At 67.6% G+C, this 24,851-nt stretch carries 24 protein-coding genes; 11 read left to right on the top strand and 13 right to left on the bottom strand.

Features of this window, described 5'->3' with window-relative positions; genetic code table 11:
• Window positions 1-68: 68 nt before the first annotated feature.
• Window positions 69-914, top strand: coding sequence for an AAA family ATPase (locus tag V6M56_RS09160; RefSeq protein WP_332683061.1), 846 nt, complete (start codon window positions 69-71; stop codon window positions 912-914).
• 186 nt (window positions 915-1,100) lie between these two features.
• Here V6M56_RS09160 and V6M56_RS09155 read toward each other — a convergent pair whose 3' ends face one another.
• Window positions 1,101-2,381: an ABA4-like family protein gene (locus V6M56_RS09155; RefSeq protein WP_332683059.1), complete on the bottom strand. Its 1,281-nt coding sequence runs from the start codon at window positions 2,379-2,381 to the stop codon at window positions 1,101-1,103.
• A gap of 274 nt (window positions 2,382-2,655) precedes the next feature.
• On the opposite strand from V6M56_RS09155, the gene V6M56_RS09150 reads away from it, so the two are divergent.
• The 7 genes from V6M56_RS09150 (at window position 2,656) to V6M56_RS09120 (ending at window position 11,674) form a co-directional block, all read left to right on the top strand.
• Entirely contained in the window at window positions 2,656-3,378 is a 723-nt protein-coding gene (locus tag V6M56_RS09150) for a TetR/AcrR family transcriptional regulator (RefSeq protein WP_332683058.1), read from the top strand.
• Window positions 3,379-3,407: 29 nt separating this feature from the next.
• Window positions 3,408-3,944 (top strand): SixA phosphatase family protein, encoded by a 537-nt coding sequence (locus tag V6M56_RS09145; protein ID WP_332683056.1) that lies wholly within the window; start codon window positions 3,408-3,410, stop codon window positions 3,942-3,944.
• Window positions 3,945-3,957: 13 nt separating this feature from the next.
• A complete protein-coding gene (locus V6M56_RS09140) occupies window positions 3,958-5,406 on the top strand; it encodes a YcjX family GTP-binding protein (RefSeq protein ID WP_332683054.1) in 1,449 nt (482 codons plus the stop codon).
• Between the two features lie 13 nt (window positions 5,407-5,419).
• Window positions 5,420-6,430, top strand: coding sequence for a YcjF family protein (locus tag V6M56_RS09135; protein WP_332683052.1), 1,011 nt, complete (start codon window positions 5,420-5,422; stop codon window positions 6,428-6,430).
• Window positions 6,431-6,816: 386 nt separating this feature from the next.
• Window positions 6,817-8,211 (top strand): flagellar hook protein FlgE, encoded by a 1,395-nt coding sequence (locus tag V6M56_RS09130; RefSeq protein WP_332683051.1) that lies wholly within the window; start codon window positions 6,817-6,819, stop codon window positions 8,209-8,211.
• A 64-nt stretch (window positions 8,212-8,275) separates the two neighbouring features.
• The gene (gene flgK, locus V6M56_RS09125) at window positions 8,276-10,144 is read left to right on the top strand and encodes a flagellar hook-associated protein FlgK (RefSeq protein WP_332683049.1); all 1,869 of its coding nucleotides are present in this window, start codon (window positions 8,276-8,278) and stop codon (window positions 10,142-10,144) included.
• Between the two features lie 12 nt (window positions 10,145-10,156).
• Window positions 10,157-11,674: a flagellar biosynthesis protein FlgL gene (locus V6M56_RS09120; protein ID WP_332683048.1), complete on the top strand. Its 1,518-nt coding sequence runs from the start codon at window positions 10,157-10,159 to the stop codon at window positions 11,672-11,674.
• A 260-nt stretch (window positions 11,675-11,934) separates the two neighbouring features.
• On the opposite strand, the gene V6M56_RS09115 is transcribed toward V6M56_RS09120, so the two are convergent.
• Both V6M56_RS09115 and V6M56_RS09110 read right to left on the bottom strand, forming a co-directional pair.
• Window positions 11,935-12,537, bottom strand: a complete 603-nt coding sequence (locus tag V6M56_RS09115; protein ID WP_442881117.1) for an NADPH-dependent F420 reductase — start codon at window positions 12,535-12,537, stop codon at window positions 11,935-11,937.
• 200 nt (window positions 12,538-12,737) lie between these two features.
• Complete coding sequence (locus V6M56_RS09110) at window positions 12,738-13,472, bottom strand: SDR family NAD(P)-dependent oxidoreductase (protein WP_332683047.1); 735 nt, start codon at window positions 13,470-13,472, stop codon at window positions 12,738-12,740.
• Between the two features lie 288 nt (window positions 13,473-13,760).
• Between V6M56_RS09110 and V6M56_RS09105 the strand changes: the two genes are divergently transcribed.
• Window positions 13,761-14,657 carry a LysR family transcriptional regulator gene (locus V6M56_RS09105; protein WP_332683046.1) on the top strand — a complete coding sequence of 299 codons (897 nt, stop codon included), beginning with the start codon at window positions 13,761-13,763 and terminating at the stop codon, window positions 14,655-14,657.
• Between the two features lie 93 nt (window positions 14,658-14,750).
• Here the strand turns inward: V6M56_RS09105 and flaF are convergent, their stop codons facing one another.
• The 8 genes from flaF to V6M56_RS09065 all read right to left on the bottom strand — a co-directional run bounded on the left by flaF (window position 14,751) and on the right by V6M56_RS09065 (window position 21,465).
• The gene (gene flaF / locus V6M56_RS09100) at window positions 14,751-15,122 is read right to left on the bottom strand and encodes a flagellar biosynthesis regulator FlaF (RefSeq protein ID WP_332683044.1); all 372 of its coding nucleotides are present in this window, start codon (window positions 15,120-15,122) and stop codon (window positions 14,751-14,753) included.
• A complete protein-coding gene (gene flbT / locus V6M56_RS09095; protein ID WP_332683042.1) occupies window positions 15,106-15,498 on the bottom strand; it encodes a flagellar biosynthesis repressor FlbT in 393 nt (130 codons plus the stop codon). The genes flaF and flbT overlap by 17 nt, the downstream gene beginning before the upstream one ends.
• Window positions 15,499-15,544: 46 nt before the next feature.
• A complete protein-coding gene (locus tag V6M56_RS09090; protein ID WP_332683040.1) occupies window positions 15,545-16,879 on the bottom strand; it encodes a flagellin N-terminal helical domain-containing protein in 1,335 nt (444 codons plus the stop codon).
• A 205-nt stretch (window positions 16,880-17,084) separates the two neighbouring features.
• The gene (locus V6M56_RS09085; protein WP_332683038.1) at window positions 17,085-18,416 is read right to left on the bottom strand and encodes a flagellin N-terminal helical domain-containing protein; all 1,332 of its coding nucleotides are present in this window, start codon (window positions 18,414-18,416) and stop codon (window positions 17,085-17,087) included.
• A 303-nt stretch (window positions 18,417-18,719) separates the two neighbouring features.
• The gene (locus V6M56_RS09080; RefSeq protein ID WP_332683036.1) at window positions 18,720-19,193 is read right to left on the bottom strand and encodes a hypothetical protein; all 474 of its coding nucleotides are present in this window, start codon (window positions 19,191-19,193) and stop codon (window positions 18,720-18,722) included.
• Between the two features lie 169 nt (window positions 19,194-19,362).
• Window positions 19,363-19,851 (bottom strand): hypothetical protein, encoded by a 489-nt coding sequence (locus V6M56_RS09075; protein ID WP_332683035.1) that lies wholly within the window; start codon window positions 19,849-19,851, stop codon window positions 19,363-19,365.
• Window positions 19,841-20,221, bottom strand: coding sequence for a rod-binding protein (locus tag V6M56_RS09070; protein WP_332683033.1), 381 nt, complete (start codon window positions 20,219-20,221; stop codon window positions 19,841-19,843). The genes V6M56_RS09075 and V6M56_RS09070 overlap by 11 nt, the downstream gene beginning before the upstream one ends.
• The gene (locus tag V6M56_RS09065; RefSeq protein WP_332683032.1) at window positions 20,221-21,465 is read right to left on the bottom strand and encodes a flagellar basal body P-ring protein FlgI; all 1,245 of its coding nucleotides are present in this window, start codon (window positions 21,463-21,465) and stop codon (window positions 20,221-20,223) included. Before V6M56_RS09065 ends, V6M56_RS09070 begins: the two co-directional genes overlap by 1 nt.
• Before the next feature lie 260 nt (window positions 21,466-21,725).
• Between V6M56_RS09065 and V6M56_RS09060 the strand changes: the two genes are divergently transcribed.
• Window positions 21,726-22,133 (top strand): flagellar assembly protein FliX, encoded by a 408-nt coding sequence (locus V6M56_RS09060; protein WP_332683031.1) that lies wholly within the window; start codon window positions 21,726-21,728, stop codon window positions 22,131-22,133.
• A gap of 116 nt (window positions 22,134-22,249) precedes the next feature.
• Here V6M56_RS09060 and V6M56_RS09055 read toward each other — a convergent pair whose 3' ends face one another.
• The gene (locus V6M56_RS09055; RefSeq protein WP_332683029.1) at window positions 22,250-22,795 is read right to left on the bottom strand and encodes a 2,4'-dihydroxyacetophenone dioxygenase family protein; all 546 of its coding nucleotides are present in this window, start codon (window positions 22,793-22,795) and stop codon (window positions 22,250-22,252) included.
• A 110-nt stretch (window positions 22,796-22,905) separates the two neighbouring features.
• Window positions 22,906-23,625 (bottom strand): SDR family NAD(P)-dependent oxidoreductase, encoded by a 720-nt coding sequence (locus V6M56_RS09050; RefSeq protein ID WP_332683028.1) that lies wholly within the window; start codon window positions 23,623-23,625, stop codon window positions 22,906-22,908.
• A gap of 212 nt (window positions 23,626-23,837) precedes the next feature.
• On the opposite strand from V6M56_RS09050, the gene V6M56_RS09045 reads away from it, so the two are divergent.
• A partial coding sequence (locus V6M56_RS09045) for an NADP-dependent isocitrate dehydrogenase (protein WP_332683026.1) occupies window positions 23,838-24,851 on the top strand: 1,014 nt, incomplete at its 3' end.

The raw sequence follows: 24,851 nt of genomic DNA, 5'->3' as shown, positions 1-24,851 counted from the left end.
GCAGCTCGCGGCGATGCGGGCCGGGCGCCGCAGGCTATCGGCGCGCTCCGTCACGCGAAGGGTTCCGCATGCGCTTTACCGGCACCGCCTCCTATGTCGCCACCGAAGACCTCACCGTCGCCGTCAATGCCGCCATCCGCCTGGAGCGGCCGTTGCTGGTGAAGGGCGAGCCGGGTACCGGCAAGACGGTCCTGGCCGAGGAGATCGCTTCGGCGCTCGGTGCGCCTTTGATCACCTGGCACGTCAAATCGACGACCAAGGCACAGCAGGGGCTCTACGAATACGATGCGGTCAGCCGCCTGCGCGACAGCCAGCTCGGCGATGCCCGCGTCTCCGAGATCGCCAACTACATCAAGCGCGGCAAGCTCTGGGAGGCGTTCGTCGCGCCGCAGCGGCCGGTGCTGCTGATCGACGAGATCGACAAGGCCGATATCGAGTTCCCCAACGACCTGCTGCTCGAGCTCGACCGCATGGAGTTCCATGTCTACGAGACCGGCGAGACCATCCGCGCCGCGCAACGCCCGGTGATGATCATCACCTCCAACAATGAGAAGGAGCTGCCGGACGCCTTCCTGCGCCGCTGCTTCTTCCACTATATCCGCTTCCCGGACACCGAGACCATGCAGGCGATCGTCGAGGTGCATTTCCCGGGCATCAAGAAGCGGCTGATGGAGGAGGCGCTGCGGCTGTTCTTCGAGGTGCGCGAGGTGCCGGGCATCAAGAAGAAGCCCTCGACCTCCGAACTGCTCGACTGGCTGAAGCTGCTGGTCGCCGAGGATATCGGGCCCGAGGTGCTGCGCGAGCGCGATCCGCGCAAGCTGATCCCGCCCCTGCACGGCGCCCTGCTGAAGAACGAGCAGGACGTCTCGCTGTTCGAGAAGCTCGCCTTCATGGTGCGGCGGGAGAGCCGCTGAGCGTTCGCATTCGTTAGTTGTCATTCCGGCTGGAGCCCTCGGGTCCGACCTTCGGTCGGCCCAAGGATAAACTCCGCGGAACGCTTAGAATCCATCCTAGGGCTCCGGTGCTCTACGATGGATTCCGGATCTGCGCCGCTGCGCGGCTTGTCCGGAATGACGAGCCGGCGGGCGATGGACCATTGCTCAACCGAGCCCCAATAGCGGCCTGGCGTTCAGCGCCGCCAGCAGGGCGACCGCGGTGAAGCCGAGATAGGCGGCCGAGAAGGTTCCGAGCGCAATCAGTCCTGCCCGCGTTTCGCGCATCGCGAGCCAGAGGACGAGCCCGAAGGCCGGGACGATCTGCAGCGCGTGCAGGCTGAGGAAATGGGCGAGGCGCAGGTCGCCGATCGCCAGCGACCAGCCGAAGAGCGGGATCGTCGGATGCAGCGCGGGCGGCGTGCCGACGAAATGGCCGCTCAGGTTGTTGGCGAGCACGAATCCGCTCAGCAGGCCGAGCACGCAGGTAAGCGCCAGGCCGATGACCAGCGACAGGCGCAGCACCGGCGGGAGAGGGGCGGCATCGCGCCGGGCGATGCCATAGGCCAGGACGCCGGCGGCCAGCGTGAACATCACCGCGCCGACGCCCATGGCGTTGTATAGCGCCTGGCCGAGCCAGTTGTCGCGATTGTAGTGGGACGCTTGCGCCCGCGAGGCCCGCCAGGCGATGTAGAGCACCTCGAGCACGATCGGCGCGATCACCGGCCAGATCAGGTAGCGGCCGGCGAAACTGGCGCGGAAGCGCTCGCTGGTCAGCGGCACGAAGAGCGCCAGAGTCAGCAGGTAGAAGGCAGTCGAGAGCTCGAATTTCAGCGGCTTCACCCAGACATTGACGCCCTGGAACAGGCGCGGGTCGAGGGCAGCGGCGAGCAGGGTCGGCAGCGCCAAAGCGAGCATGGCGAAACCGGCCGCCGTCAGCCGCGGCTCGAATTCGAGGTCGCGCAGCCAGGCCGGCAATTTCGCCTGGAAGCGGGCGATCCGGTCGTCGCGGCCGAGCAGGACGCTGGCGCGCAGCAGTAGGAAGGCGAGATAGCCGGCCGGGCCGAACAGGAAGGTCAAGAACAGGATCGGCACCATCAGCCAATGGGGCAGGGCGGCTTCCTGCGAGCGGCGCAGGATCCAGTTGCCGAGGAACAGGTCGAAGGCGAGGTAGTGCACCCAGCCCGCGAGCAGCAGCGGTTTCGAGGCGAACAGGCTGGCGACGGCGTCGAGCGAGGCGAAGCCGCCTTCCGCGTCGTGCCAGAACACGGCGATCAGCACGAGATAGACGAGCGAGAGCAGGGCGGGAATGATCCAGCCGGCGAGCGCAGCCGAGACGCCGCGCCAGCGCGGCAGCAGGATCAGAGCCAGCCAGCCAATGATGGCGAGGCGGCCGGCGAGCGTGAAGGCGTCGTCGAACGTGAAGACGTCGTCGAGAAAGCCCGGCATTGCAACCTCCGATCTTTACGCTGTTAAGTTGCCGCCTTGACCTATTGCGTTATCTTAACGGCGTCAAGTTTGATTTGGACGGTGTCAAGATGAGGTGCGTGGCACGGAGGGCTCGCCGTGACATGAAGGGCTTGCCGTGGCGCGAAGGGCCTGGCGAAGCGCAAGAGGTCTGGCGAAGCGCGGGCCGCGCAGCAGGGGTATGGAGGGACGGAAGGTGGCGCGGGGCGGGGGAACGGACGTGGCAAAGGGCAGGGTAAAGGATCTGGCAAAGGGCTTGGCGAAGGACCTGGCCAAGGGGCCGGCCAAGGATACTGCAAAGAGCGGGGCCGGGCGCGGCGGCTATCACCACGGCGATCTGCGCCAGGCGATGATCGACGCGGCCGAGGCGGTGCTGGCCGAGAAGGGCGTCGACGGCTTCACCTTACGCGAATGCGCGCGCCGGGCCGGGGTTTCGCCGGCGGCGCCGGCACATCATTTCGGCAATCTGGTCGGGCTGCTGACGGCCGTGGCGGCGCTGGGCTTCGAAGACCTCTCGAATGCGATGGAAGCTGCCGTCACGGAGGCGGCCCGCACCGGCGGCGACCGGCTCGCCGCGATCGCCGAAGCCTATCTGACCGTTGCGCTGGAGCGGCCGGGACGGTTTCGCGTCGTCTTCGGGCGGCTCGGCCTGAAGCGGGAGGATGAGGCCCTGCGGCTGGCCGGCATTCGCGCCTTCGGCATCCTGGTGCGGGAGACCAAGCTGGCGCTCGGCCGGCAGGAGACGGAGGATCCGCCGACGCGACTGCCTTCGAGCTTTGCCGAGGATGCCGACCTGGGAACCATCCTCTTCGTCTGGTCGCTGACACACGGCTTCTCGACAATGCTGATCGACGGGCAGCTCGCGCCGTTCGAGGCGCAACCCGGTGGGCGCGAGCGCCTGCTGAAGCTCTATTCGCAGCAGCTCGTCGGGCTGCTCGTCGCGGCCGTGCGCCAGCCGCGCACCGCTGCCGGCGCATAGCTCTCGCAAATCCCGGCAGGCATGGTTAGATGGCGGCCATGCGCCGCCTGATGCTTCTGCGCCATGCCAAGTCGAGCTGGCCCGCCAATACCGTCGACCGCGACCGGCCGCTCGCCGTGCGCGGACGCGAGGCAGCCCCGGTGATGGGGCGCTATCTCGCCGAGGAGCTGCTGTTCCCCGATCTCGTGCTGATCTCGCCGGCGAAGCGCACGGCCGAGACCTGGGAGCTGGTGCGGCCGATGTTGCCCGAGAAGCCCGGCACGCATTTCGAGCCGCGCATCTACGAGTCGCCGTCGGAGCGCCTGCTCAAGGTGGTGCAGGAGGTCGAGCCCACCGTCCGGACCTTGCTGATGATCGGCCACAATCCCGGCTTCGAGGAGCTCGCCACCAGGCTCGCGAGCCATGGCGACCGCTATGCCGCGGCCCGCATGACGCAGAAATACCCGACCTGCGGGCTGGCCGTGCTCGATTTCGACATCGAGGACTGGCGCGACCTTGTCCCCCGTTCCGGCCGGCTCGACCGTTTCGTCACGCCCGCCTCGCTGGGCGAGGGGCCCGACGAATAATGCGGCCGACCTGATGGCGTCGCCCTCCTATCTCGACGGCGCGCGCGATGCGGCGCTGGCCTTCGGCGACAGCCTGCTCGGACTGGCGCGGCCGCGCTTGCGCATCGGCGTCACCGGTCTGTCGCGCTCGGGCAAGACCGTCTTCACCACGGCGCTGATCCAGAACCTGGTCGAAGGTGCGCGGCTGCCGGTGCTGAAGGCTGCCGCCGAGGGTCGCATCGCCCGCGTCCGGCTGGCGCCGCAACCCGACGCGGATGTGCCGCGCTTTCCCTATGAGGCGCATCGCGCCGCTCTGTCGGGGCCGGACCGGCGCTGGCCGGATTCGACGCGGCGGATCTCCGAGCTGCGGCTGGAGATCGACTATGAGCGGGCGCAGGGCTGGTTCAGGGGACCGGCGACGCTGACGCTCGACATCGTCGACTATCCCGGCGAATGGCTGCTCGACCTCGCTCTGATCGGGCAGGATTATGCCGGCTGGTCGGCGCAGGCGATCACCGACGCGCGAAAATCCCACCGACTCGCCGTCGCAGCGCCCTGGCTCGAAGACCTGAAGACGCGCGATCCGGCCGGGCCGGTCGACGAGATGGCGGCGGAGGCGGCGAGCGAGCGCTTCAAGGCCTATCTCGCCGCGCTCAGGGCCGATCCCGAGGCGGTCGCGGTGACGCCGCCCGGGCGCTTCCTGATGCCGGGCGATCTCGACGGCTCGCCGGCGCTGACCTTCGCGCCGCTCGAGCTTGCGCCCGGCGTCATGCCGGCGCCGGGTACGCTCGCCGGGCTGATGGCGGAGCGCTTCGAGGCCTATAAGCGGCTCGTGGTGACGCCGTTCTTCCGCGAGCATTTCGCCAGGCTCGACCGGCAGATCGTGCTCGTCGATGCGCTCGCCGCACTCGATGCCGGGCCGGCCGCGCTCGCCGATCTCGAGACGGCGCTCGGCCAGGCGCTTTCCGCCTTCGCGGTCGGCCGCAATTCCTGGCTTTCCAGCCTGTTCGCGCCGCGCATCGAGCGCGTGCTCTTCGCCGCGACCAAGGCCGACCATATCCACCACACCAGCCATGACCGGCTCGCCAATGTGATGTCGCATCTGGTGGCGCGCGCTGCCGGCAAGGCGCAAGGCGCCGGCGCCAAGGTCGAGGCGATGGCCTTCGCCGCGATCCGCGCTACCCGCGAGGTCCGCATCCGCGAGGGGCGCGACGAGCTGCCGGCGATCGCCGGCGTGCCCGAGGCCGGGGAAGTCGTCGACGGCGAGGTTTTCGACGGAAAGACCGAGGCCGCGATCTTTCCGGGCGAGCTGCCGCAGCGGCCCGAGGCGATCTTCGACCCGGAGACGCCGCGCTGGCAGGTGCGCGCGCCGCGCTTCCGGCCGCCGCTGGTCAAGCCCGATGCCGGCGGCCGGCTTGCGCCGCCGCCGCAGATCCGCCTCGACCGCGCGCTCGAATTCCTGATCGGCGACAGGCTGGCATGAGGGGAGGGCAAGGGTGAGCAAGGCGCCACGAGCCATCCGCCTCGACCCGCCGGGGTCGGCATCCGACGCGTCCGAGCGGGTCTTCGCCGGTGGCGATGTCGCGATCATGCCGGAGCTGGAGCCGATCGAGCCGGAGGCCACGCTTGCCGCGCCGGCGCCGCGCCGGAGGCGGTTCAGCTGGGGCAGCCTGTTCGTCGCCGGGCTTTCCGGCCTGCTGGCGCTGTCGGTCGGGGTCTGGGCCGAGCGGACGATCATGGCGCTCCTGAACCAGAACCCCGCCATCGGGCTTGCGGCGCTCGCCTGTGCCGCCGTGGCGGCGCTGGCGCTGCTCGTGATGCTCGCCCGGGTGCTGCGCGACATCCTGCGCGAACGCCGGATCGAGGCGTTGCGCGAGCGCGCCGTCGCCGCGCTGGCGGAAAGCGACCTCGCCAAGGCGCGCGCGGTCGCCGCGGATCTCGAGCGGCTCTATGCCGGGCGGCCGGAAACGGCGAAGGGCCGGGCCGAGCTTGCGGCTCATACCCCGCAACTGCTGGCGGCCCGCGACCTGCTCACCGTCGCCGAGCGCAGCCTGATGGCGCCGCTCGACGCGCTCGCCCAGGCGCAGGTGGCGCAGGCGGCGCGGCGGGTCTCGCTGGTCACGGCGGTGAGCCCGCGGGCGCTGATCGACGTCGTCTTCGTGCTGGTCGCCTGTGCGCGGCTGCTGCGTGCTGTCGCCAGCGTCTATGCCGGCCGGCCGGGCGCGCTCGGCCTGCTCAGGCTGGCGCGGCAGGTGCTCGGCCATCTCGTCGTCACCGGCGGCATCGCGGCGGGCGACGCCGTGATCCAGCAGGTGCTCGGCCAGGGGCTGGCGGCCAGGCTCTCGGCCAAGCTCGGCGAGGGCGTGCTCAATGGCTTGCTGACGGCGCGCATCGGGCTCGCCGCCATCGCGGTCTGCCGGCCGCTGCCCTTCGTCGAGGCGCAGCCGCCCGGCCTGTCGGATGTGGCGGGCGACCTTTCGGGCTGGGGCGGCGGCAAGGACGGATAGCACCCTGCCGTTTACATGCGGAACCACGCCGTCATCCCGGGCAAGCGCAGCGCAGACCCGGGATCCATCCTAGGGCGCCGAGCCATACGATGGATCCCGGAGCGGCGCGGCTGCGCCGCTTGTCCGGGATGACGGAGAGTTTCCGAGCGAAAGCAGCATGGGTCCGCGCTGCCTTTCCTGCGCAGCCGACCGTTACAGCCCCGGCAGATTTTGCCGGCCGGCGCCCGAATCTGCCCGGTCAAACCCGCCGGAAACGCTTCGGAAACCATCTAAGCTCTTGAATTAGCTCAGGCATGACCGTGGCATGGCGCGTGCAGTGCAGCCCTCGCTTCGACATGCCGCCCGTGGGGGGCGCCGTCCAGGTCGGATTGCCAGGTGAGGTTGCGATGGGTGTTTTCAGTGCTCTGACGACGGCGGTTTCGGGCCTGCAGGCCCAGTCCTACGCCCTCGAGAATATTTCCGGCAACATCGCGAACTCCCGCACCGCCGGCTTCAAGCGGGTCGATACCAGCTTCTCCGACCTCGTGCCGGATTCGGCGCTGAACCGCCAGATCTCCGGCTCGGTCGCCTCCTACAGCCGCGCCACCAACACGACGCAGGGCGACCTGTCGGCGACGCGCATCGACACCAATGTCGCGATCAACGGCGATGGCTTCTTCGTCGTCGACCAGCGCCAGAGCGGCGTTGGCGCCAACACGCAGTTCTCCAACAGCAACCTCTATACGCGCCGCGGCGACTTCGATTTCGACGCCGACGGCTATCTCGTCAACGGCGCCGGCTACTACCTCAAGGGCCAGAAGATCGACCAGGTCACCGGGCAGGTGATCGGCACCCAGCCCGAGGTGCTGCGCATCACCAAGGAACAGTTTCCGGCCAAGGCGACGACCGAGATCGAATACCGCGCCAATATCCCGGCCTACCCCAAGACGACCGAGGCGGACAGCACGGTCCCCGACTCCGAGCTGCTGCAGGCGCCGGCCGACTATCCGGGCGCCGATCCGCGCACCACCGCCGCCGGCGGCACGGGCACGGTCGTCGGCAGCGACCTGAGCAACTTCCTGAGGCAGTCGATCCCCGGCGGCTCCGTCACCGTCTATGATTCGCTCGGCAAGGCGACGAGCGTCGAGCTGCGCTGGGCCAAGGTCGACAACACCAGTGGCGGCGGCACCGATACCTGGAACCTGTTCGTCGCCGAGAACACCGGCGCGACCGGCGCGACCGTCGCCTATCGCAACGCCAACGTCGCCATCACCTTCGATTCGAACGGCCAGATGACGGCGCCGGCCGGCGGCAACATCCCGATCCCGGCGATGACCATCGGCGGCACCGCCATTTCCGGCATCAACCTGACCACCGGCGGCAACGGCCTGACCCAGAACGGCGATGTCGGCGGCCTGATCGACGCCCGCAGCATCCGCCAGAACGGCTACACCGCCGGCACGCTCGACCGGGTCTCGGTCTCCGGCGAGGGCCAGGTGATCGGCACGTTCAGCAACGGCCAGGTCGTGGCGCTGGCGCAGATTTCGGTGGCGCGCTTCAACGCCGGCAACGCGCTGAAGCGGCTCGACGGCGGCGCCTTCGAGGAAACCATCGAATCCGGCTCGGCGATCGTCGGGCTCGGCACCTCGGCGATGATCGGCGGCAATGTCGAGCAGTCCAATACCGACATCGCCGACGAGTTCTCGAAGATGATCGTCACCCAGCAGGCCTATTCGGCCAACACCAAGGTGATCACCACGGCGCAGGAGATGCTGCGCGACGTCTTCAGCATCATCCGCTGAGGACTTCCGGGCAGCACGGGCCTGACGGTCCAGAAGGGCCGGGGCAAGACGACAGGAGTTGACGATGGGGCTCGGAACCGCTCTCGGCACCGCCATTTCCGGCCTGCGCGGCACGCAGGTCGGCATCGGCGTCATTTCGCAGAACGTCGCCAATGCCGGCACGGCCGGCTATATCCGGCGCTCGGTCTCGAATGTCGATTCGATCACCGGGCGGACCGTCGGCGCCAGCAACCCGAACGTCCAGCGCCTGCTCGACCGCATCGTCCAGCACCAGCTCTGGCAGGAGACTTCCGGCGCGGCCTATACCGCGACGCGCGCCGAGGCTTTCGCCGGGCTCGACCGGCTCTATGGCGCGCCGGGCAGCGCGACCGCGCTCGACTCGATGTTCAGCTCCTTCACCAGCTCGCTGCAGGCGCTGCAGAACGACCCGTCCTCCTATACCAACCGCACCGCTGTCCTCGATGCGGCGAGCCAGCTGGCGAACCGGCTGCATTCGCTGTCGGAGGGGGTGCAGACGCTGCGCAACCAGGCCGAGGCGGGCATCGGCAATGCGGTGACGCGCGTCAACGAGCTGCTCGAATCGCTGACCAACGTCAATGCCCGCATCGTCAACGGCGAGGCGAGCTCGGGAACGGCGGACCTCAAGGACCAGCGCGACCGGATCGTCTCGGAGCTCTCGCAATATGTCGAGATCCGCACGAGCGAGCAGCCGAACGGCTCGATCAGCATCGTCGCCGCTTCCGGGACGCAGCTCTTCGACGGTCGCCCCACCGTCAAGTTCGAGTTCGACCAGCGCAGCTCGATCGGCCCGGGAGCGCAGTGGAGCGCGAACCCGGCCCAGCGCGGCGTCGGCACGATCCTGGCCAAGGACCTTTCCGGCAACGGCTTCGACGCCATCGCCAACAACACCTTCCGCTCCGGCGAGATCGGCGCGCTGATCGAGCTGCGCGACAAGACGCTGGTGCAGGCGCAGGCGCAGCTCGACGAGATCGCCGCACAGCTCTCCAGCGCGCTTTCCGATCGCGAGATCGCCGGCACGGCGGTCACAGCCGCGGCCGCGACCGGCTTCGACGTCGACCTTGCCGGTCTCCAGGCCGGCAATTCGGTGACGCTCGACTACAAGGTCACGCCCGGCGGGCAGGCCCAGCGCTTCACCTTCGTGCGCGTCGATTCAGCTGCTTCGCTGCCGCTGCCGGCCTCGGCCCAGGGCGACGCCAACAACCGCGTCATCGGCATCGACTTCTCCGGCGGCCCGGCTTCGGTCGCGGCGCAGATGCAGGCGGCGGTCGGCCCCGGCTTCACCGTCTCGAACACCGGCTCGGTGCTGCGCATCGTCGACGACGGCGCCGGCGCGACCCGCGACGTCGTCGGGCTGACTGCCCGCCCGACCCAGAATTCGCTGACCGGCGGCAGCGCCGAACTGCCCTTCTTCGTCGATGCCGGGCGCAACAACGCGGCCTATACCGGCTCCTTCGAAGGCGGGGCGCAGTCGATTGGCTATGCCTCGCGCATCACCGTCAATCCGGACCTGCTGACCGATCGCTCGCGGCTGGTGGTCTACAACACCAGCCCGGCGACGCCGCAGGGCGACGCCACCCGCCCGCAATTCCTGCTCGACCGGCTGACCTCGAGCCAGCGCAGCTTCACCAGCGCCACCGGCTTCGACGGCTCGGGCGCGACCTCCTCGGCGACGATCTCGACCTTCGTGCAGCGCGTCGTCGCGGGCCAGGGCCAGGCCAGCGCCGCCGCCCAGCGCCTCGACGAGGGCCAGCAGGTGGCGCTCGCCGCGGTGCAGAGCCGCTTCCTCGAGGATTCACAGGTCAATGTCGACCAGGAGATGTCGACCCTGATCGAGCTCCAGACGGCCTATGCCGCCAATGCGCGCGTCATCTCCACCGTCAAGGAGCTGCTCGACGTGCTGCTGAGAATCTAAGGAGGTCACGCCATGACCATCACCGCCACCGGCACGGGCGCCTATCGTTCCGCCAAGCCGAACCAGTTCGTCGCCAGCCGCTCGCAGCTCGACGACCTGCAGCGCCAGCTCGCGACCAAGAAGAAGAGCGAGACCTATGCCGGCCTCGGCATGGAGCGCAGCACCAGCCTCGACCTGAACAACCGGCTCTCGACGCTGGATTCCTGGCTGACCGGGATCCAGCGCGCCGACGTCAACCTGAAGCTGGCCTCGCAGGCCGTCGAGAACTTCGCCAAGCTGACCCGCGAAACGGTGAGCGACACGCGCGCCGGCAGCTATCTGCCGAGCTCGACCGGCCGCTCCGCCCCGCAGGTGCTGGCCGAGGAGAAGTTCAAGCAGACGCTCGATCTGCTCAACACCAATGTCAACGGCCGCTACCTGTTCTCCGGCCGCACCGCCGATGTCGAGCCCGTGGTCAGCTACTCGCTGATGATGGATGGCGACGGGGCCGGCCAGGCCGGGCTGAAGCAGATGATCGCCGAGCGCCGGCAGGCCGATCTCGGCACCACCGGCCTCGGCCGGCTGACCGCGGCCGGCGCCGGCGCCTCGGCGACGATCGCGGAGGAGGCGGGCGACCCGCCCTATGGCTTCAAGCTCAGCGGCGGCGCGACCAATTCGGCCGCCCTGACGGTGAACTACACCGCCGGCCCGCCGGCCGACATCGCGGTCAATGTCGTCGGCACGCCGCTGCCGGGCGAGACTTTGACCATCAAGCTCGACCTGCCGGACGGCACGCAGGAGGAGATCACGCTGAAGGCGCGAGCCGAGGCGACCGACGGCACGGCGCATGGCAGCTTCGTCATCGGCCCGGACAACAACACCACCGCGGCCAACCTGCGCGCGACGATCAGCGCTGCGCTGTCGCGCGAGGCGAACACGACGCTTTCCGCCGCATCGGCCCAGGTCGCGGGCAAGGACTTCTTCAACGGCAGCCCGAGCAATCCGCCGCTGCGGGTGCCGGGCCCGCCCTTCGACACCGCGACCGCGCCGCCGGCGCCGGGCACCGCGGCGAATACGGTGATCTGGTATCAGGGCGACGACGCGGCCGGGCCGGCGCGCGCTACTTCCAGCGTCCAGGCCGATCAGAGCCAGCTCGTCGCGACAGGCGCGCGCGCCAATGAGGAGGCCTTCCGCACCGGCCTGGCGCAGTTCGCGGTGCTGGCGGTCGAGACCTTCCCGGCGAGCGACGCCAATTCCGAGGCGCGCTACGAGGCGCTGACCGAGCGGGCGCGCAATGCGCTGGGCTTCCCGCCCGGCGTGCAGAACCCGTCGGAGATCATCGTCGAGTTCGGCACGGCGCAGACGGCGCTGGCGCAGGCCAAGGAGCGCCACACCAGCACCAAGAACTACCTGACAACGACGCTCGACGGCGTCGAGAACGTCACCACCGAGGAGGTCGCGGTGCAGCTTCTCGCCCTGCAGAACCAGCTGCAGGCGAGCTACCAGACCACCTCGATCCTCTCCAAGCTCAGCCTGACGAATTATCTGTAGCGCGGGTCAGGCGCAGTCACCCCGCGCTGCGCTGGCGGCCGTCCACCGGAACTGCATAAGGCCGCCCGGGATCGCACCGAGCGCCCTCTCTAGTGGGCGGTAGGAGCCAGGGCACGCGGCGCAGTGAATGTCAGCAACGGGTGGGAAAGGCGACGTCGAAGCCCTCGTCACTTCCGGCCTCGGATTATGACTTAGCCTGCGTGGACTCTCATGGACGGGCCGGGTCAAGCAGTACCTCTGACAGCGGAACAGTAAATCCGTTACTGCTCCTTCTTGAACAAATCCTGGAAGATGAGCTGGCCCCAAGTGCGGCCGCGTGCGTGCACCAGCGCGCCACCCTCGTCGAGCTTTCCTAGCTTGACGGGTGCGAACCCGAGTTGTTTGGCCAAGGCCGCCACGGGAGCGGTCGCGTCCTCGTCGTCGCTCGCCAGAAAGACGACCCGGTGGCCGCCCTCGACGACCGGATCGGCAGCCAGGGTGGCCGCAATCAGGTGATTGAAACCCTTTACGAGCTTGGCGCCGGTGAACGCCTTCGCGACGAAGGCGGAGGATGGGAGATCGTCCAGCTCTTCACGGAGAACTCCAAACGCGTTCGTCGCGTCGATGACTGTCTTGCCTTCCCAGCTCGACAGAGCCTTCGCGACCTCGCGGTGCTCCCAGAACGGAATTGCCAAGATGATCGTGTCGGCCTCGAGTGCTTCCCGCAGCGACTTGGCGACGACCGTGGGTCCGATCGCCCGAGCCTGCGGCGCCAACGCCTCGGGCGGCCGGCGGCTCGCGACGGTCACGTCGATGTTTTTACGGGCGAAGGCTTGGGCGAGGGCCTGGCCTATCTTACCGAATCCTACAATCGCATAGCTCATAATACTTCTCCGATCCGTGTTGGTATAATTCCCGGGCTTCAACGGCGCTGGGTTATCCGTACTGTTGTGTGGCGACCTTTGCGTAGACGTCCCCTCGTGAACGACTTCCGCGCGGCCGGGCCGATCCTCAGCACGGAAGTCGTTCCACCATGGACATGCAGTTCCCGCCGATCAGCCACCTTCGGCGACCCGGCGCGAATTCAGATGGCCGAGAAGCCGCCGTCGACAGACAACTCCAACCCATTCACGAAGCTCGAATCGTCTGAAGCAAGAAACAGCGCGACCGCTGCAATTTCCTCAGGACGACCCATCTTTCCCCGCGGGATCAGGGATTCGAACATCTGCTTCGCCTCCTCGGTGAGAACTTGGTCCTGCATCGGTGTGGCGATCGGCCCCGGGTGCAGCACGTTCACCCGGATATTCCTGCCCTTGAGTTCGTTGAGCCACCCGCGTGCGAACGCGTGCAGCGCCGCCTTGCTCGCCGCATACACGCTGTAACCAGGAAAGCCTTTGATCGAAGCAACTGACCCGGTCATGAAGATCGATCCGCCATCTTTGAACAGCGGCAGCGCCTTCTGGACCGTAAACAGCGTGCCGCGCGTATTCAGGCCGAAGGTCGCGTCGAAATGCTGCTCGGTAATCTCGCCCAGTGGGACGGCTTCGCCCGTGCCGGCGCTCGCATACAGGACGTCGATCTTGCCCTTTTCTCGCTTCACCGTGTCGAACAGACGGTCGAGATCATCGAGATTGGATGCGTCGCTGCGCACGCCGGTCACGTTCCGGCCGATCAGCTTGACGGCCTCATCGAGCGCCTCCTGCCTCCGGCCCGTGATGAAAACGTAGGCGCCTTCTTCGACGAACCGCTTGGCGCTCGCCAGCGCCATGCCGCTCGATCCACCCGTGATGACTGCAACCTTACCCTCAAGCTTTCCCATGACTTCTCCTTTCAGGCTCCGCCTTTGATCGTTCGGGGAGGTCCCCGAGAGCCTCGAGATAGGTCTGCCGGCATCAGGTATTGAGTGCGGAAGCGCGCAGATCAGTGGTGCAAAATCGATCCGGCTGGACGACTAACGCCAGCCGCGATCGGGGCCCGCCGTTCGGAATTGGGCCATGCTTGTCGGCATAGGCAGTGATCGCTCGCCCGTGTTATCCACATTCGAGAGGATGTTCGCTGCGTTGGATACGGGCTTTGGAAGGCGCACCCCGCGGTGCGGAATTGCACCATGATCGACTGGGATGACGTTCGCTACTTTCTTGCCGTCGCGCGCAGAGGCTCGGTGCGGGCTGCCGCCGAGCGCCTCGGTGTGAACCACTCGACTGTGCTGCGACGCATCGCCCAGCTCGAGGAACGCCTCGGGGTGCACATGTTCGAAAAGCTGCCTTCGGGCTACCGCCTGACGGCTGCCGGCGAGGAGGTCCTCGAGTTCGCGGACCAGATGGAAGCGTCGTCACACTTACTGGAGACGCGCGTCTTCGGGCGCGACCAGAGCGCACGCGGGCTTCTGCGGGTGACGCTGCCACCGTTCCTTGCGACACACCTGCTCATGCCGGACTTCGCCGATTTCGTGCGTATGCATCCGGACATCGAGATGGAAATCCTGTCGTCCGGCGAGGTGGCAAATCTGACCAACCGAGAGGCCGACGTCGCGATCCGCATCGTCTCTGACCGCAAGACCCTGCCGCTCAATCTTCACGGCCAGATGGGACCGGAGCTGTTCGGCGGCGTCTACATGTCCTGCGATCGTCTGGCCGCATGGCGTGCGGGCGCACCTGATCCCATCCGGCGGATCGTCATAAACACTCATGGAATCCCGGATTGGGCCCGCGAGGGTGAGGTTCGTACCACGGGGGTTCCGTTCAGGACCCCGGACGCCGAGGCGCAGATCGTTGCAGCACGGCAAGGGCTCGGGATCACGACACTGCCGTGCTTCGTCGGAGATGCCGACCCCCTCCTGGTGAGGGTGCCGGGCACCGACCTGCGCATGTATGGAACGCTCTGGCTTCTCACGCAGGGGGAGACACGCAAGACGAAGCGCGTGCGGCTCTTCACTGAGTTCGTATCCCGCAGGCTCGCCGCGTACGCTCCGCTTCTCGCGGGGCTGTCCATATCGCGCGACTGACGGCCGGCAGGTCGCCGGCGACGCTTGCAGTGGACAAGTGCCTGCAAGCGGACGTCCCCAGCGTACGACTCGGGCCGAAAGCCGACGGCGCGGTCAGCGCCCGCGCAGCCCGGCGGCGATGTCGCGGTTGATGTCGACCAGCACGGTGAGGGCGGCCGGGCCCGGATTGGCGGCGACCCGGAAGGTGTGGTTGAAGATGAAGTTCGCCAGCGAAAGGATGTTGCGCTTGATCTCGACCGGCAGCGGGTTGTCCTCGGCGATCACGGCCGAGACCAGCAGCGTCCAGAGCTTGCGATTATAGGTCAGCGCATCGTCGAGCTCGCGCGAGCGGCCGGCCCAGTCGTCGACGATGGCCTGCAGCCGGACGCCGGCCTTCAGCAGCAGGGAAGCCTCGAGTTCGCGAGGAGAGGCCGTGTTCTGCGCCGACTTTGCCGCTGCGGCGTAGGCATTAAACCCGCTTTGCATTCTCGATGAGCTCCGCCTCGTAAGCGATCAGCTTTTTTGCTGACTTGAGAGCCTTGTAGAGCTCGGAGCTTAAAATGCAGTTATTGATCTCGGAAACATGCGGCAGCGCGCTCGGCGCCGCCTGCAGGAAGTCGCGCACCAGCTGGAAATAGACCTCGTGCTGGTGCGTCGCGTCGCCGGCCAGATACATCAGCTGGACGGCCAGGTAGATTTTCTTGCCCGGGCTGTCGGCGGTTGCCGGGGTGAGGATGTCCTTCTCGCGCAGGATCGGTGCGTCGCCCTCGATGAAGAAGCGCGTGCGCTGCTCGTCGTTGCGGATGACGACCGAGCCGATGATGATGCGCTCGTTCGGCTTGAGCTCGACCTTGAGAGCCATTGTCTTGCTGCCTTCTGGCTGGGCGGGGAGGGCGGTGCCTTCGGGCTCAGCCGAAGAGACGCAGCACGCCCTGGTCGGCCTGCGAGGCCAGCGACAGCGCCGTCTGCGAGAGCTGCTGGCGGGTGTTGAGCGCGAGCAGCTTGGCGCCTTCCTCGTTGGAGTCGGCGAGCACCAGATTGTCGGCGCCGGTGGTCAGCGTGTTGACCAGGTTCTTGGTGAAGTCCTGGCGGGTCTGCACCACCGAGAGGTTCGAGCCGAGCGTCGAGGAGATCGAGCGCAGCGAGGTCAGCGCGCTGGTCAGCGTGTCGGCGGCGGTGTTGAGGGCGGTGTCGTCCTGGATGTTGAACTGGCCGGTCAGCGCCGTGCCGCTGACGGCGGTGAGCACGCCGAGATTGGCGGCCGAAAGCGTCTCGCCCTGGATGTCGAGCTTCGACTGGTTGGCCCCGGTCTTCTCGTTGAAGATGATCGAGAGCTTGTCGCCATCGAGCAGGTTCTTGCCGTTGTAGCCGGCGTCCTTGGCGAGCTTGTCGATCTGGTCGCGCAGGTCGTTGAACTGCTTGATCAGGTTGGAGCGGACGGTCGAGTTGCCGCCGGCCGAGACGATGCCGGCGCCGGCAGTGTCGCCGTCGGCGGCAGCGAGGCCGAGCAGGGCGTTCTGGTTGGTGGCGCTGGAGGCGTTGATGCGGGCATTGGCGGCGCTGGTGCCGGCGCCGACGCCGACGCGCAGGGTGTTCGAGCCGGCGCCGGTGACGTTCAGGCGGCCGGAATCGTCGACCGTCGCGGTGGCGATGCCCGACTTGTTGATCTCGTTGACGAGGTCGCGGACCGTCGCGGTGGCGGCGAGGTCGACGGTATAGGTCGTCGAGCCGGCCGAGACGGTCAGGGCCATGTTGGTGTTGGTGGTGGTGTCGATCAGGTGGCCGGTATCGGTCGCCGTGGCGCGGGCGGCAGCGGCACCCTCGCCGAGGCGCTTGTCGAGGGCGATGTCCTTGCGGCTCTTGCCGCCGGTGTCGGCGACTTCCGTCGCGTTGGCCAGCACGTCGGCGGTACCGACCTTGTTGGGGCGGTTGGCGGCGGCGTCGGCCTGCGCCTGCTTGATCGTCGACTGCAGCGACTGCACCAGCTTGGTGATCGAATCGATGCCCTGTGAGGCGGCGGTGATGGTCTGGATACCGTTGGAGATGCCGTCGAGCAGGCCCTTGAGCTCGTTGGCGCGGTCATTCAGGCCGAGCGAGGTGAAGAAGTTGACCGGATTGTCGATGGCGGAGTTGACGCGCTTGCCGGTGGCGAGACGGTTCTGGATCACCCCCTGCTCGGCGGTGGTCTGCTGCAGGGTCAGAAGGTTCGCTCTGACGCCGCTCGTGAGAATCGTATTCGCCATCTTCGGTCCCCTGGATGCGCGATTCGGCGCTCATGCGGTTTGGTCTGGGCGAATAATCCTTCGTTAAGGCTAACAACCGGTTAACGGGCGAGGGGTGCGCCCCGCCATGGCCAAAGCGCAGAAAAAGGCGGCGGAGCTCGCGCTCCGCCGCCTCATGTCTTCGTCCCACTTCTGTGGGCTGGCCCGCTCCTGCGGGACCGAAGGATCAGAACAGGCGCAGCACGGCCTGGTCGGCCTGCGAGGCCAGCGTCAGCGCCGTCTGCGACAGCTGCTGGCGGGTCTGCAGAGCGAGCAGCTTGGCGCCTTCCTCGTTGTTGTCGGCCAGCACCAGGTTGTCGGCGCCCTGCGTCAGGGTGTTCACCAGGTTCTTGGTGAAGTCCTGGCGCGCCTGGACGATCGACAGGCTGGAGCCCAGCGAGGAGGCCGTCGAGCGCAGCGAGCCGAGCGCGCCGGTCAGGGCATCGCCCACCGCGGCAAGGTCGGTGTCGCTCTGGATGTTGAACGTACCGGTCACCGCGGTCGCGCTCGTCGCTTCGAGCACGCCGAGATTGGCCGAGTTCAGGACCGAGCCCTGGACGTCCAGCTTCGACTGCTGCGAACCGGTCTTCTCGTTGAAGGTGATCGAGAGCTTGTCGCCGTTGAGCAGGTTCTTGCCGTTGAAGCTCGCATCCTTGGCAAGCTCGTTGATCTGCGTGCGCAGGTCGTTGAACTGCTTGATCAGGTTGGAGCGGACGGTCGAGTTGCCGCCGGCCGAGACGATGCCGGCGCCGGCAGTGTCGCCGTCGGCGGCAGCGAGGCCGATGAGGGCGTTCTGGTTGGTGGCGCTGGAGGCGTTGGTGCGGGCAGCGGCGGCACCGGCGCCGGCGCCGAGGCCGACGCGCAGCGTGTCCGAACCGGCGCCGGTGACGTTCAGGCGGCCGGAATCGTCGACCGAGGCGGTGGCGATGCCGGACTTGTTGATCTCGTTGACGAGGTCACGGACCGTGGCGGTGGCCGCAAGATCGACAGTATAGCTCGTCGAGCCGGCAGAAACCGTCAGGGCGAGGTCGGTGGTGGTGGTGGTGTCGATCAGGTGACCGGCGTCGGAAGCGCCGGCGCGGGCGGCAGCGCCGGCCTCGCCGAGGCGCTTGTCGAGGGCGATGTCCTTGCGGCTCTTGCCGCCGGTGTCGGTGACTTCCGTCGCGTTGGCCAGCACGTCGGCGGTACCGACCTTGTTGGGGCGGTTGGCGGCGGCGTCGGCCTGGGCCTGCTTGACGGTCGACTGCAGCGATTCGACCAGCTTGACGGCGGAGTCGATGCCCTGCGAAGCCGCCTGGATCGTCTGGACGCCGTTGGAGATGCCGTCGAGCAGGCCGGTGAGCTGGCCGGCACGGTCGTTCAGGCCCGCGGAGGTGAAGAAGTTGACGGGGTTGTCGACGGCCGAGTTGACCTTCTTGCCGGTGGCAAGACGGAACTGACCCTGCTGCGAAGCGGCGTTGGTCTGGGAGAGCGAGGTCAGCGCGCTGCGCACGCCGGCAGAGAGAGAGATGGTGGCCATCGTAGAATACCCTTCTGGTATGATGCCTTCTGGCGCCCGGGCCGTTCTGGCCAGGACCCGAGGACCATCGGCCGCCATCTCGTAACAAGCGGTAAACTCGGCTGGGCGAATTGCCGGCGAATGGGGCGGAACCGCGACGTGGTTAACCGTTCCTGAAAGGAGACCGTGCCGGCGCCCCGCGGCGGCAAGGGCAGGGTCCGAAACGCTGTCGCCCGCCGCCCCGGCCTTGCGGCGAGGGCGGCGGGCGAGAGGTGGTCGCACCAAGTGGCAGTGCCGGGCGTTGTCGTTCAGGCCCGTCGTCGCTCAGGCCGTGCGTTCGACCGCGTGCGAGGCGGCGGCGTCGGCGGCGGCACGCTCGCGCTCGATCAGGTCGCGCGACAGGGCGCGCAGCTTGAGCATGGTCTCGTCGGGCAACTGCTCGACGGTCTCGCCGGTGTCGCGGTTCGTCTTCTCGAGCACGATGGTGCGGGTCTTCGGGTCGATCACCAGCCTGCGGTCGATGACCTCGCGCAATTGCTGCTGACGATAGGCGGCATCGAGGCGCTTGCGGTCGATGGCGGCGTCCAGGTTCTGCCGATGCCGGGCCTGCTCCTGGCGCCGCTCGTCGGCACGGGCGCGGATGTCGAGCCGGACGGCCGCGCCCGCCGCCGCGGACTGGACGGTCTTCTCAGCCGGAAGCTCGACCGGCGTACTGCCGGGCCGGATCGAGATGTCGGTCCGCACCGTCGCCTGCACGGCGCCGGTGGCGAACGTCCTGGGTGCTCCGCCGAAATCCATTCTGGACTCCTCTTGCATGAGACGGACTCATTTCAAGATGAGCAGCATGGCGGGAAAAGTTGAATCTGCCGTTAGGGAAGTTGGTAAACTGTGAAGGATTGGCTGCTAAGGGCCGCTTCTGGTTAAGGATTTTCCGAGTGGGGTCATTCGCGCAGAGGCGGATCAGGCCCTACAGGCTCTTCGAGATCACCATCGGCCCCGCATTCGGCCGCGCGAAGACGCCGGCTCCGACCGTCGCCGCCGGGCCGTAGCCCGCCGCCCTGGCCGGCCGGTTGGCATCGGCGGCGAGATCCCGGACGATCGATTCCGACACCGCCCGCGCCGTCGCCAGGACCGCCTGATTGGTCTCGATCAGATCCTGGAAGGCGAGATGTGCCGCCTTCAGGCGCTTGACCTTCTCCGGGACGAAGCGGGCCAGCGCCACGGCGTTCAGCTTGATCTGCTCGACGCCCTTCATATAGATGCCCGCGAGCTCGGATTTGCGCGGCTCGCGCTCCATCGCGTCCTTGAGCCTGCCGGCCTTGATCAGCGCAGTCTCCTCGCCGACGACATGCGACAGCGAGCCCAGCGCCTCGATCACCGCCTCGATCAATCCTTCGGCCTCGATGGCGGTTCCGACACGCGGGCGCTCGTCGATGACGCGCGGCCTAGCCAGCATTGCCGCCTCCGGCCTTGCTGCCCGCCTCGGCGCTGCTGCCCGAGGCCTTGGCCTGGACCTCGATCAGGTTGCGCAGAATGTCGTCGGACAGTCCGAGCCCGCCGGCCTTCTGCAGGTTGCGCGCATATTCCTGGGTCAGCATCGAGCGATAGATGCCGCCGCCGGTGCCGTTCTCGCCGAGCGGACCCTCGGTCTCGCTGGAGTCCATGATGCTCTTGGTGAAGTTCTCGAGGAAGACCGTCTCGAACTCGTCGGCCGCCTTCTTGGCCTTGGCCGCCTTGGCGGCGTCGAAGGCGCCGGCGATGCCGTTGGCGAGGCTGGCGGCGGCGCCGAGCGCGAGCTTGGCGGCGGGAATGGCGAGGGCACTCATTACATCACCTCGATTTCGGCTTGCAGCGCGCCGGCTGTCTTGATGGCTTGCAGGATGGAGATCAGGTCGCGTGGGCCGATGCCCAGCGCATTGAGGCCGTCGACCAGTTCGCGCAGGGTGACGCTCTCCTTGACCAGGGCGAGCTTGTTGCCGCCCTCGGTGTCGACCTTGACGCTGCTGCGCGGCACGACGACGGTGCGGCCGTTGGCGAACTCGTTGGGCTGGCTGACCTGCGGCTCCTCGGAGATCGTCACGGTCAGATTGCCCTGGGCGATGGCGACGGTGGAGACGCGCACGTCCCGGCCCATGACGATGATGCCCGAGCGCTCGTCGATCACGACCCGGGCGCCCTGGTCGGGCTCGACGCGGAGCTGCTCGATATCGGTGAGCAGGCGGATCATGTTGCCCTGGAAGCGCGGCGGGATCTGCAGCACGATCGTCGAGGGATCGGTCGGCTCGGCGGAATCGCCGCCGATGAAATCGTTGATCGCGGCCGCGACGCGCCGGGCGGTGGTGAGGTCGGGGTTGCGCAGCGACAGCCGCAGAGTCTTGAGCTTGTTCAGGGCGAAGTCGATCTCGCGCTCGACGATGCCGCCATTGGCGATACGGCCGACCGTCGGCACGCCGCGGGTGATCTTGGCGGCCTCCGCCTCGGCCGAGAATCCGGAGATCGCGACCGGCCCCTGCGAGACGGCATAGACCTCGCCATCGGCACCGAGCAGCGGCGTCGCCAGCAGGGTGCCGCCCTGCAGCGACTTGGAGTCGCCGAGTGCCGAGACGGTGATGTCGACCCGCGTCCCCTGGGTGGCGAAGGGCGGCAGGTTCGCCGTCACCATCACCGCGGCGACGTTGGCGGTGCGCATATTGGCGCCGCGGGTGTTGACGCCGAGCCGCTCCAGCATCGCCTGCAGCGATTGCTTGGTGAAGGGGGCGTTGTTCAGCGTGTCGCCGGTGCCGTTGAGGCCGACGACGATGCCGTAGCCGAGGATCTGGTTGGACCGGACGCCTTCGATCGTGGCGAGGTCCTTGATGCGCGAAAGCGCCCCGCCGGTGCCGGGAGAGGTGCCATGGGTGCCGCCGAAGGAGGCGCTAGCGACGTTCGCCGCGGCCCCGCCGCCACCCAGGGTGCGCGCCGGCCCCGGTCCCGGCCGCGGCGCCAGGTCCGCCGCCCATGCGGCGCCGGCGAGCAGCAGCAGGGCTGCGGCCGGCGTCAGCAGATGGCGGATCGGGAGAAGGGCGAACATGCAGCCACCGGGTCAGGGAAATCTTCAGGCGGCAAACGCCTTGCGAACCCCGTGCCAGATCGGAAAAAAGCAAAAACCGTTCTTAATCAGAAGTTTAAGGATATCCGGCCTGATCGGGTTCCGGATGCCGACCTGCCCAAACCTGCCGGGCGCGGCAATTCCTGCCGGGTCGTTTACCGCTCGTTAACCATGCCGCCGGCAAGAAGGAGGCAGGGTCGGGCGGCAATGGACCGCCAATTCGAACCGATCCCGAGAGTGCCATGATCCGCATCGACCAGCGCGCAGGCATCACCCCGACCGGCGCGGCGAGCCGCGGCAAGGCCGCGAGCGGCACGAGTTTCAGCCTGCCGGGACGCGAGAGCGCGGCGAGCACGCAATCTTCGACGGTGAGTCATGCGGGCGCGCTCGACGGCCTGCTGCTGGTGCAGGCGGAGGAGGACGGGCAGGAGCGCCGCCGCCGTCAGGCGCGCCGCGGCCACGACCTGCTCGACGGTCTCGACCGGCTGAAGGCGGCGCTGCTCTCCGGCCGGGTCCAGATCGCCGAGCTGGAGCGCCTCAAGACGATGCTGTCGGCGCGCCGCGAGACGACCGACGATCCGCGCCTCGACGAGGTGCTGGCGCATATCGAGCTGCGCGCCGCGGTCGAACTCGCCAAGCTCGGGCGCTGAATTTTTCGTCTTCGAGGAAGATGCGGCGTCATTCTCGGGCGCCGAGCAGCGGCGACCCGAGAATCTCCGGAAGGAGATGCTCGGATCAAGTCCGAGCATGACGGCCCTTCGCCGCTTCAGCGGATGAACTGGTCCACATAGTCCGCACCGAGGCCGTTGCCGGCATAGTGCGCCCGGCATTTGTCGATGCGGGTGAAGACGTCGTCATAGCCGAGGCATTTGCCGTCCGGGTCGACATAGATCATCGCGCCATTGACCTGGAACATGGTGATCATCTCCTCGACATCGGGATCGACCACGAGGGTATGGGTCTCGCCGGGTGCCTCGTAGACATAGGCGCCTTCGGTCGCGACCCAGTCATGCTCGAGATAGCGCCACTTGCCCTTCAGCACATAGCCATGCACCGGCTGGGGATGGCGGTGGCGCGAGAGCACGCCGGCACGCCGGACCTTGAGCAGGTTCATCCAGTAGCCGCGCGTCGCCGAGAAGCAGAGCGGGCGGAACCAGACATTGTCGTCGACCGGCACCCAGACACGCTCATCCTCTGGAATGACGTTGGGGATCACCAGCTCCGGCGGTGATTCCTTCGGCTGCGGATGGCGGTAGGGCGTCCAGCGTTCGGCCTCCGAGGCGGCGACCGGGGTCGGGCTGACCTTGTTCATGGCGTCTCTCCCGTGTTGAGCTTTCGATTCAGGCACTTCCTAGGCCGAATCCGGAATGCAGGCCATGTCGTTGATCGCATGACGTTTCCCCGCGACGCGGCGGCCGGGTCTCAGATCGCGAGATAGCCGCCATCGACCGGCAGGATCGTGCCCGTGACGAAACGCGCCGCGTCCGAGAGCAGGAAGACGATGGCGCCGCCGATATCGGCCGGCTCGCCCCAGCGGTTCATCGGCGTGCGCGCCAGGATCGGCGCCGAGCGCTCTGCGTCCTCGACCAGCGGCCTTGTCAGCTCGGTGGCGATCCAGCCGGGCGCGACCGCGTTCACCCTGATGCCGTCGGCGGCCCAGGCGGCGGCGAGCGACTTGGTGAGTTGCCCGACGCCGCCCTTCGAGGCCGCGTAGCCCGGGGCGAAGGGCGAGCCGTGGAAGGTCAGCATCGAGGCGGTGTTGACGATGGCGCCCTGGTTCGCCGCGAGCTTCTCTTTGGCCGCCACGCACATCCGCATGCTGCCGGTGAGGTTGACCTCGAGCGTCAGGCGGAAGGCCTCGATCTCGAATTCCTTGCCGCCGCGCTGGATCATGCCGGCGCAGTTGACCAGCGCGTCGATGCGTTCGCAGCCGGCGACGATGGCGGCGACCTGATCGTCCTTCGTAACGTCGAGCCGGGCATGGCGGATGGCGATATGGGCCGGCGTGGCGGCGACCTCCTCGTCGGTGAGGCCGGTGGCGAGCACCTGGTAGCCGGCCTGGGCGAGGGCGAGGGCGGCGCCGGCGCCGATGCCACGGGTGCCGCCGGTGACGAGGGCGAGTCGGGTCGAGGCGTTTGTCATGCCCGCAAACTAGATCGCCGGCCGCATGGCAGGAAGCGCTTTGCCGCCAGGCCGGTTTGCGGAAGAAGCTTGGCTGCGGCCCGGCCTCCTGCCCAAAAGGCCGGCTTCCCCCTGCGGCCTTAACCCGCTAGGAAGCGCGCGAGCCTGCTGCGGCGCCTCAAGCCGCAGTTCGGGACCGTTCCAGACTGGCCAGAAGCAGGGGTCGTATTCACATGAGCAAGATCAAGGTCGCCAATCCCGTCGTCGACATGGACGGCGACGAGATGACCCGCATCATCTGGCAGAAGATCAAGGACACGCTGATCTTCCCCTATCTCGATCTCGAGCTCGACTATTACGACCTCTCCGTCGAGAACCGCGACAAGACCGACGACCAGGTCACGATCGATGCCGCCAACGCCACCAAGAAGCACGGTGTCGCGGTGAAGTGCGCCACGATCACGCCCGACGAGGCGCGCGTGAAGGAATTCAACCTGAAGCAGATGTGGAAGTCGCCGAACGGCACGATCCGCAACATCCTCGGCGGCGTGATCTTCCGCGAGCCGATCATCTGCAAGAACGTGCCGCGCCTGGTGCCGGGCTGGACCCAGCCGATCGTCATCGGCCGCCACGCCTATGGCGACCAGTACCGCGCGACCGACTTCAAGTTCCCCGGCAAGGGCACGCTCTCGATCAAGTTCGTCGGCGAGGACGGCAAGGTCATCGAGAAGGAGGTCTTCAAGGCCCCCGAGGCCGGCGTCGCCATGGCGATGTACAATCTCGACGATTCGATCCGCGACTTCGCCCGCGCCTCGCTGAACTACGGCCTGCTGCGCAAGTACCCGGTCTATCTCTCGACCAAGAACACCATCCTCAAGACCTATGACGGGCGCTTCAAGGATATCTTCGAGGAGATCTACCAGGCCGAGTTCAAGGCGCAGTTCGACAAGCTCGGCATCACCTATGAGCACCGCCTGATCGACGACATGGTCGCCTCGGCGATGAAGTGGTCGGGCGGCTATGTCTGGGCCTGCAAGAACTATGATGGCGACGTGCAGTCCGACACGGTGGCGCAGGGCTTCGGCTCGCTCGGCCTGATGACCTCGGTGCTGATGACGCCGGATGGCAAGACCGTCGAGGCCGAGGCCGCGCACGGCACGGTGACCCGCCACTATCGCGAGCACCAGAAGGGCAAGGAGACCTCGACCAACTCGATCGCCTCGATCTTCGCCTGGTCGCGCGGGCTC

This window comes from Allobosea sp. (assembly GCF_036675845.1).
Lineage (GTDB): Bacteria > Pseudomonadota > Alphaproteobacteria > Rhizobiales > Beijerinckiaceae > Allobosea.
This window is presented reverse-complemented; position numbering and strand designations above follow the sequence as displayed.

Bases quoted from the DNA above. Each gene is read 5' to 3' on its own strand.
- V6M56_RS09155 (WP_332683059.1), bottom strand. From the start codon at position 2,381: ATGCCGGGCTTTCTCGACGACGTCTTCACGTTCGACGACGCCTTCACG.
- V6M56_RS09080 (WP_332683036.1), bottom strand. From the start codon at position 19,193: ATGGATTTCGGCGGAGCACCCAGGACGTTCGCCACCGGCGCCGTGCAG.
- V6M56_RS09160 (WP_332683061.1), top strand. From the start codon at position 69: ATGCGCTTTACCGGCACCGCCTCCTATGTCGCCACCGAAGACCTCACC.
- V6M56_RS09070 (WP_332683033.1), bottom strand. From the start codon at position 20,221: ATGAGTGCCCTCGCCATTCCCGCCGCCAAGCTCGCGCTCGGCGCCGCC.
- V6M56_RS09085 (WP_332683038.1), bottom strand. From the start codon at position 18,416: ATGGCCACCATCTCTCTCTCTGCCGGCGTGCGCAGCGCGCTGACCTCG.
- V6M56_RS09120 (WP_332683048.1), top strand. From the start codon at position 10,157: ATGACCATCACCGCCACCGGCACGGGCGCCTATCGTTCCGCCAAGCCG.
- V6M56_RS09105 (WP_332683046.1), top strand. From the start codon at position 13,761: ATGATCGACTGGGATGACGTTCGCTACTTTCTTGCCGTCGCGCGCAGA.
- V6M56_RS09115 (WP_442881117.1), bottom strand. From the start codon at position 12,537: ATGAGCTATGCGATTGTAGGATTCGGTAAGATAGGCCAGGCCCTCGCC.
- V6M56_RS09140 (WP_332683054.1), top strand. From the start codon at position 3,958: ATGGCGTCGCCCTCCTATCTCGACGGCGCGCGCGATGCGGCGCTGGCC.
- V6M56_RS09050 (WP_332683028.1), bottom strand. From the start codon at position 23,625: ATGACAAACGCCTCGACCCGACTCGCCCTCGTCACCGGCGGCACCCGT.
- V6M56_RS09075 (WP_332683035.1), bottom strand. From the start codon at position 19,851: ATGCTGGCTAGGCCGCGCGTCATCGACGAGCGCCCGCGTGTCGGAACC.
- V6M56_RS09055 (WP_332683029.1), bottom strand. From the start codon at position 22,795: ATGAACAAGGTCAGCCCGACCCCGGTCGCCGCCTCGGAGGCCGAACGC.
- V6M56_RS09110 (WP_332683047.1), bottom strand. From the start codon at position 13,472: ATGGGAAAGCTTGAGGGTAAGGTTGCAGTCATCACGGGTGGATCGAGC.
- flgK (WP_332683049.1), top strand. From the start codon at position 8,276: ATGGGGCTCGGAACCGCTCTCGGCACCGCCATTTCCGGCCTGCGCGGC.
- V6M56_RS09145 (WP_332683056.1), top strand. From the start codon at position 3,408: ATGGCGGCCATGCGCCGCCTGATGCTTCTGCGCCATGCCAAGTCGAGC.
- V6M56_RS09065 (WP_332683032.1), bottom strand. From the start codon at position 21,465: ATGTTCGCCCTTCTCCCGATCCGCCATCTGCTGACGCCGGCCGCAGCC.
- V6M56_RS09130 (WP_332683051.1), top strand. From the start codon at position 6,817: ATGGGTGTTTTCAGTGCTCTGACGACGGCGGTTTCGGGCCTGCAGGCC.
- flaF (WP_332683044.1), bottom strand. From the start codon at position 15,122: ATGCAAAGCGGGTTTAATGCCTACGCCGCAGCGGCAAAGTCGGCGCAG.
- V6M56_RS09060 (WP_332683031.1), top strand. From the start codon at position 21,726: ATGATCCGCATCGACCAGCGCGCAGGCATCACCCCGACCGGCGCGGCG.
- V6M56_RS09090 (WP_332683040.1), bottom strand. From the start codon at position 16,879: ATGGCGAATACGATTCTCACGAGCGGCGTCAGAGCGAACCTTCTGACC.
- flbT (WP_332683042.1), bottom strand. From the start codon at position 15,498: ATGGCTCTCAAGGTCGAGCTCAAGCCGAACGAGCGCATCATCATCGGC.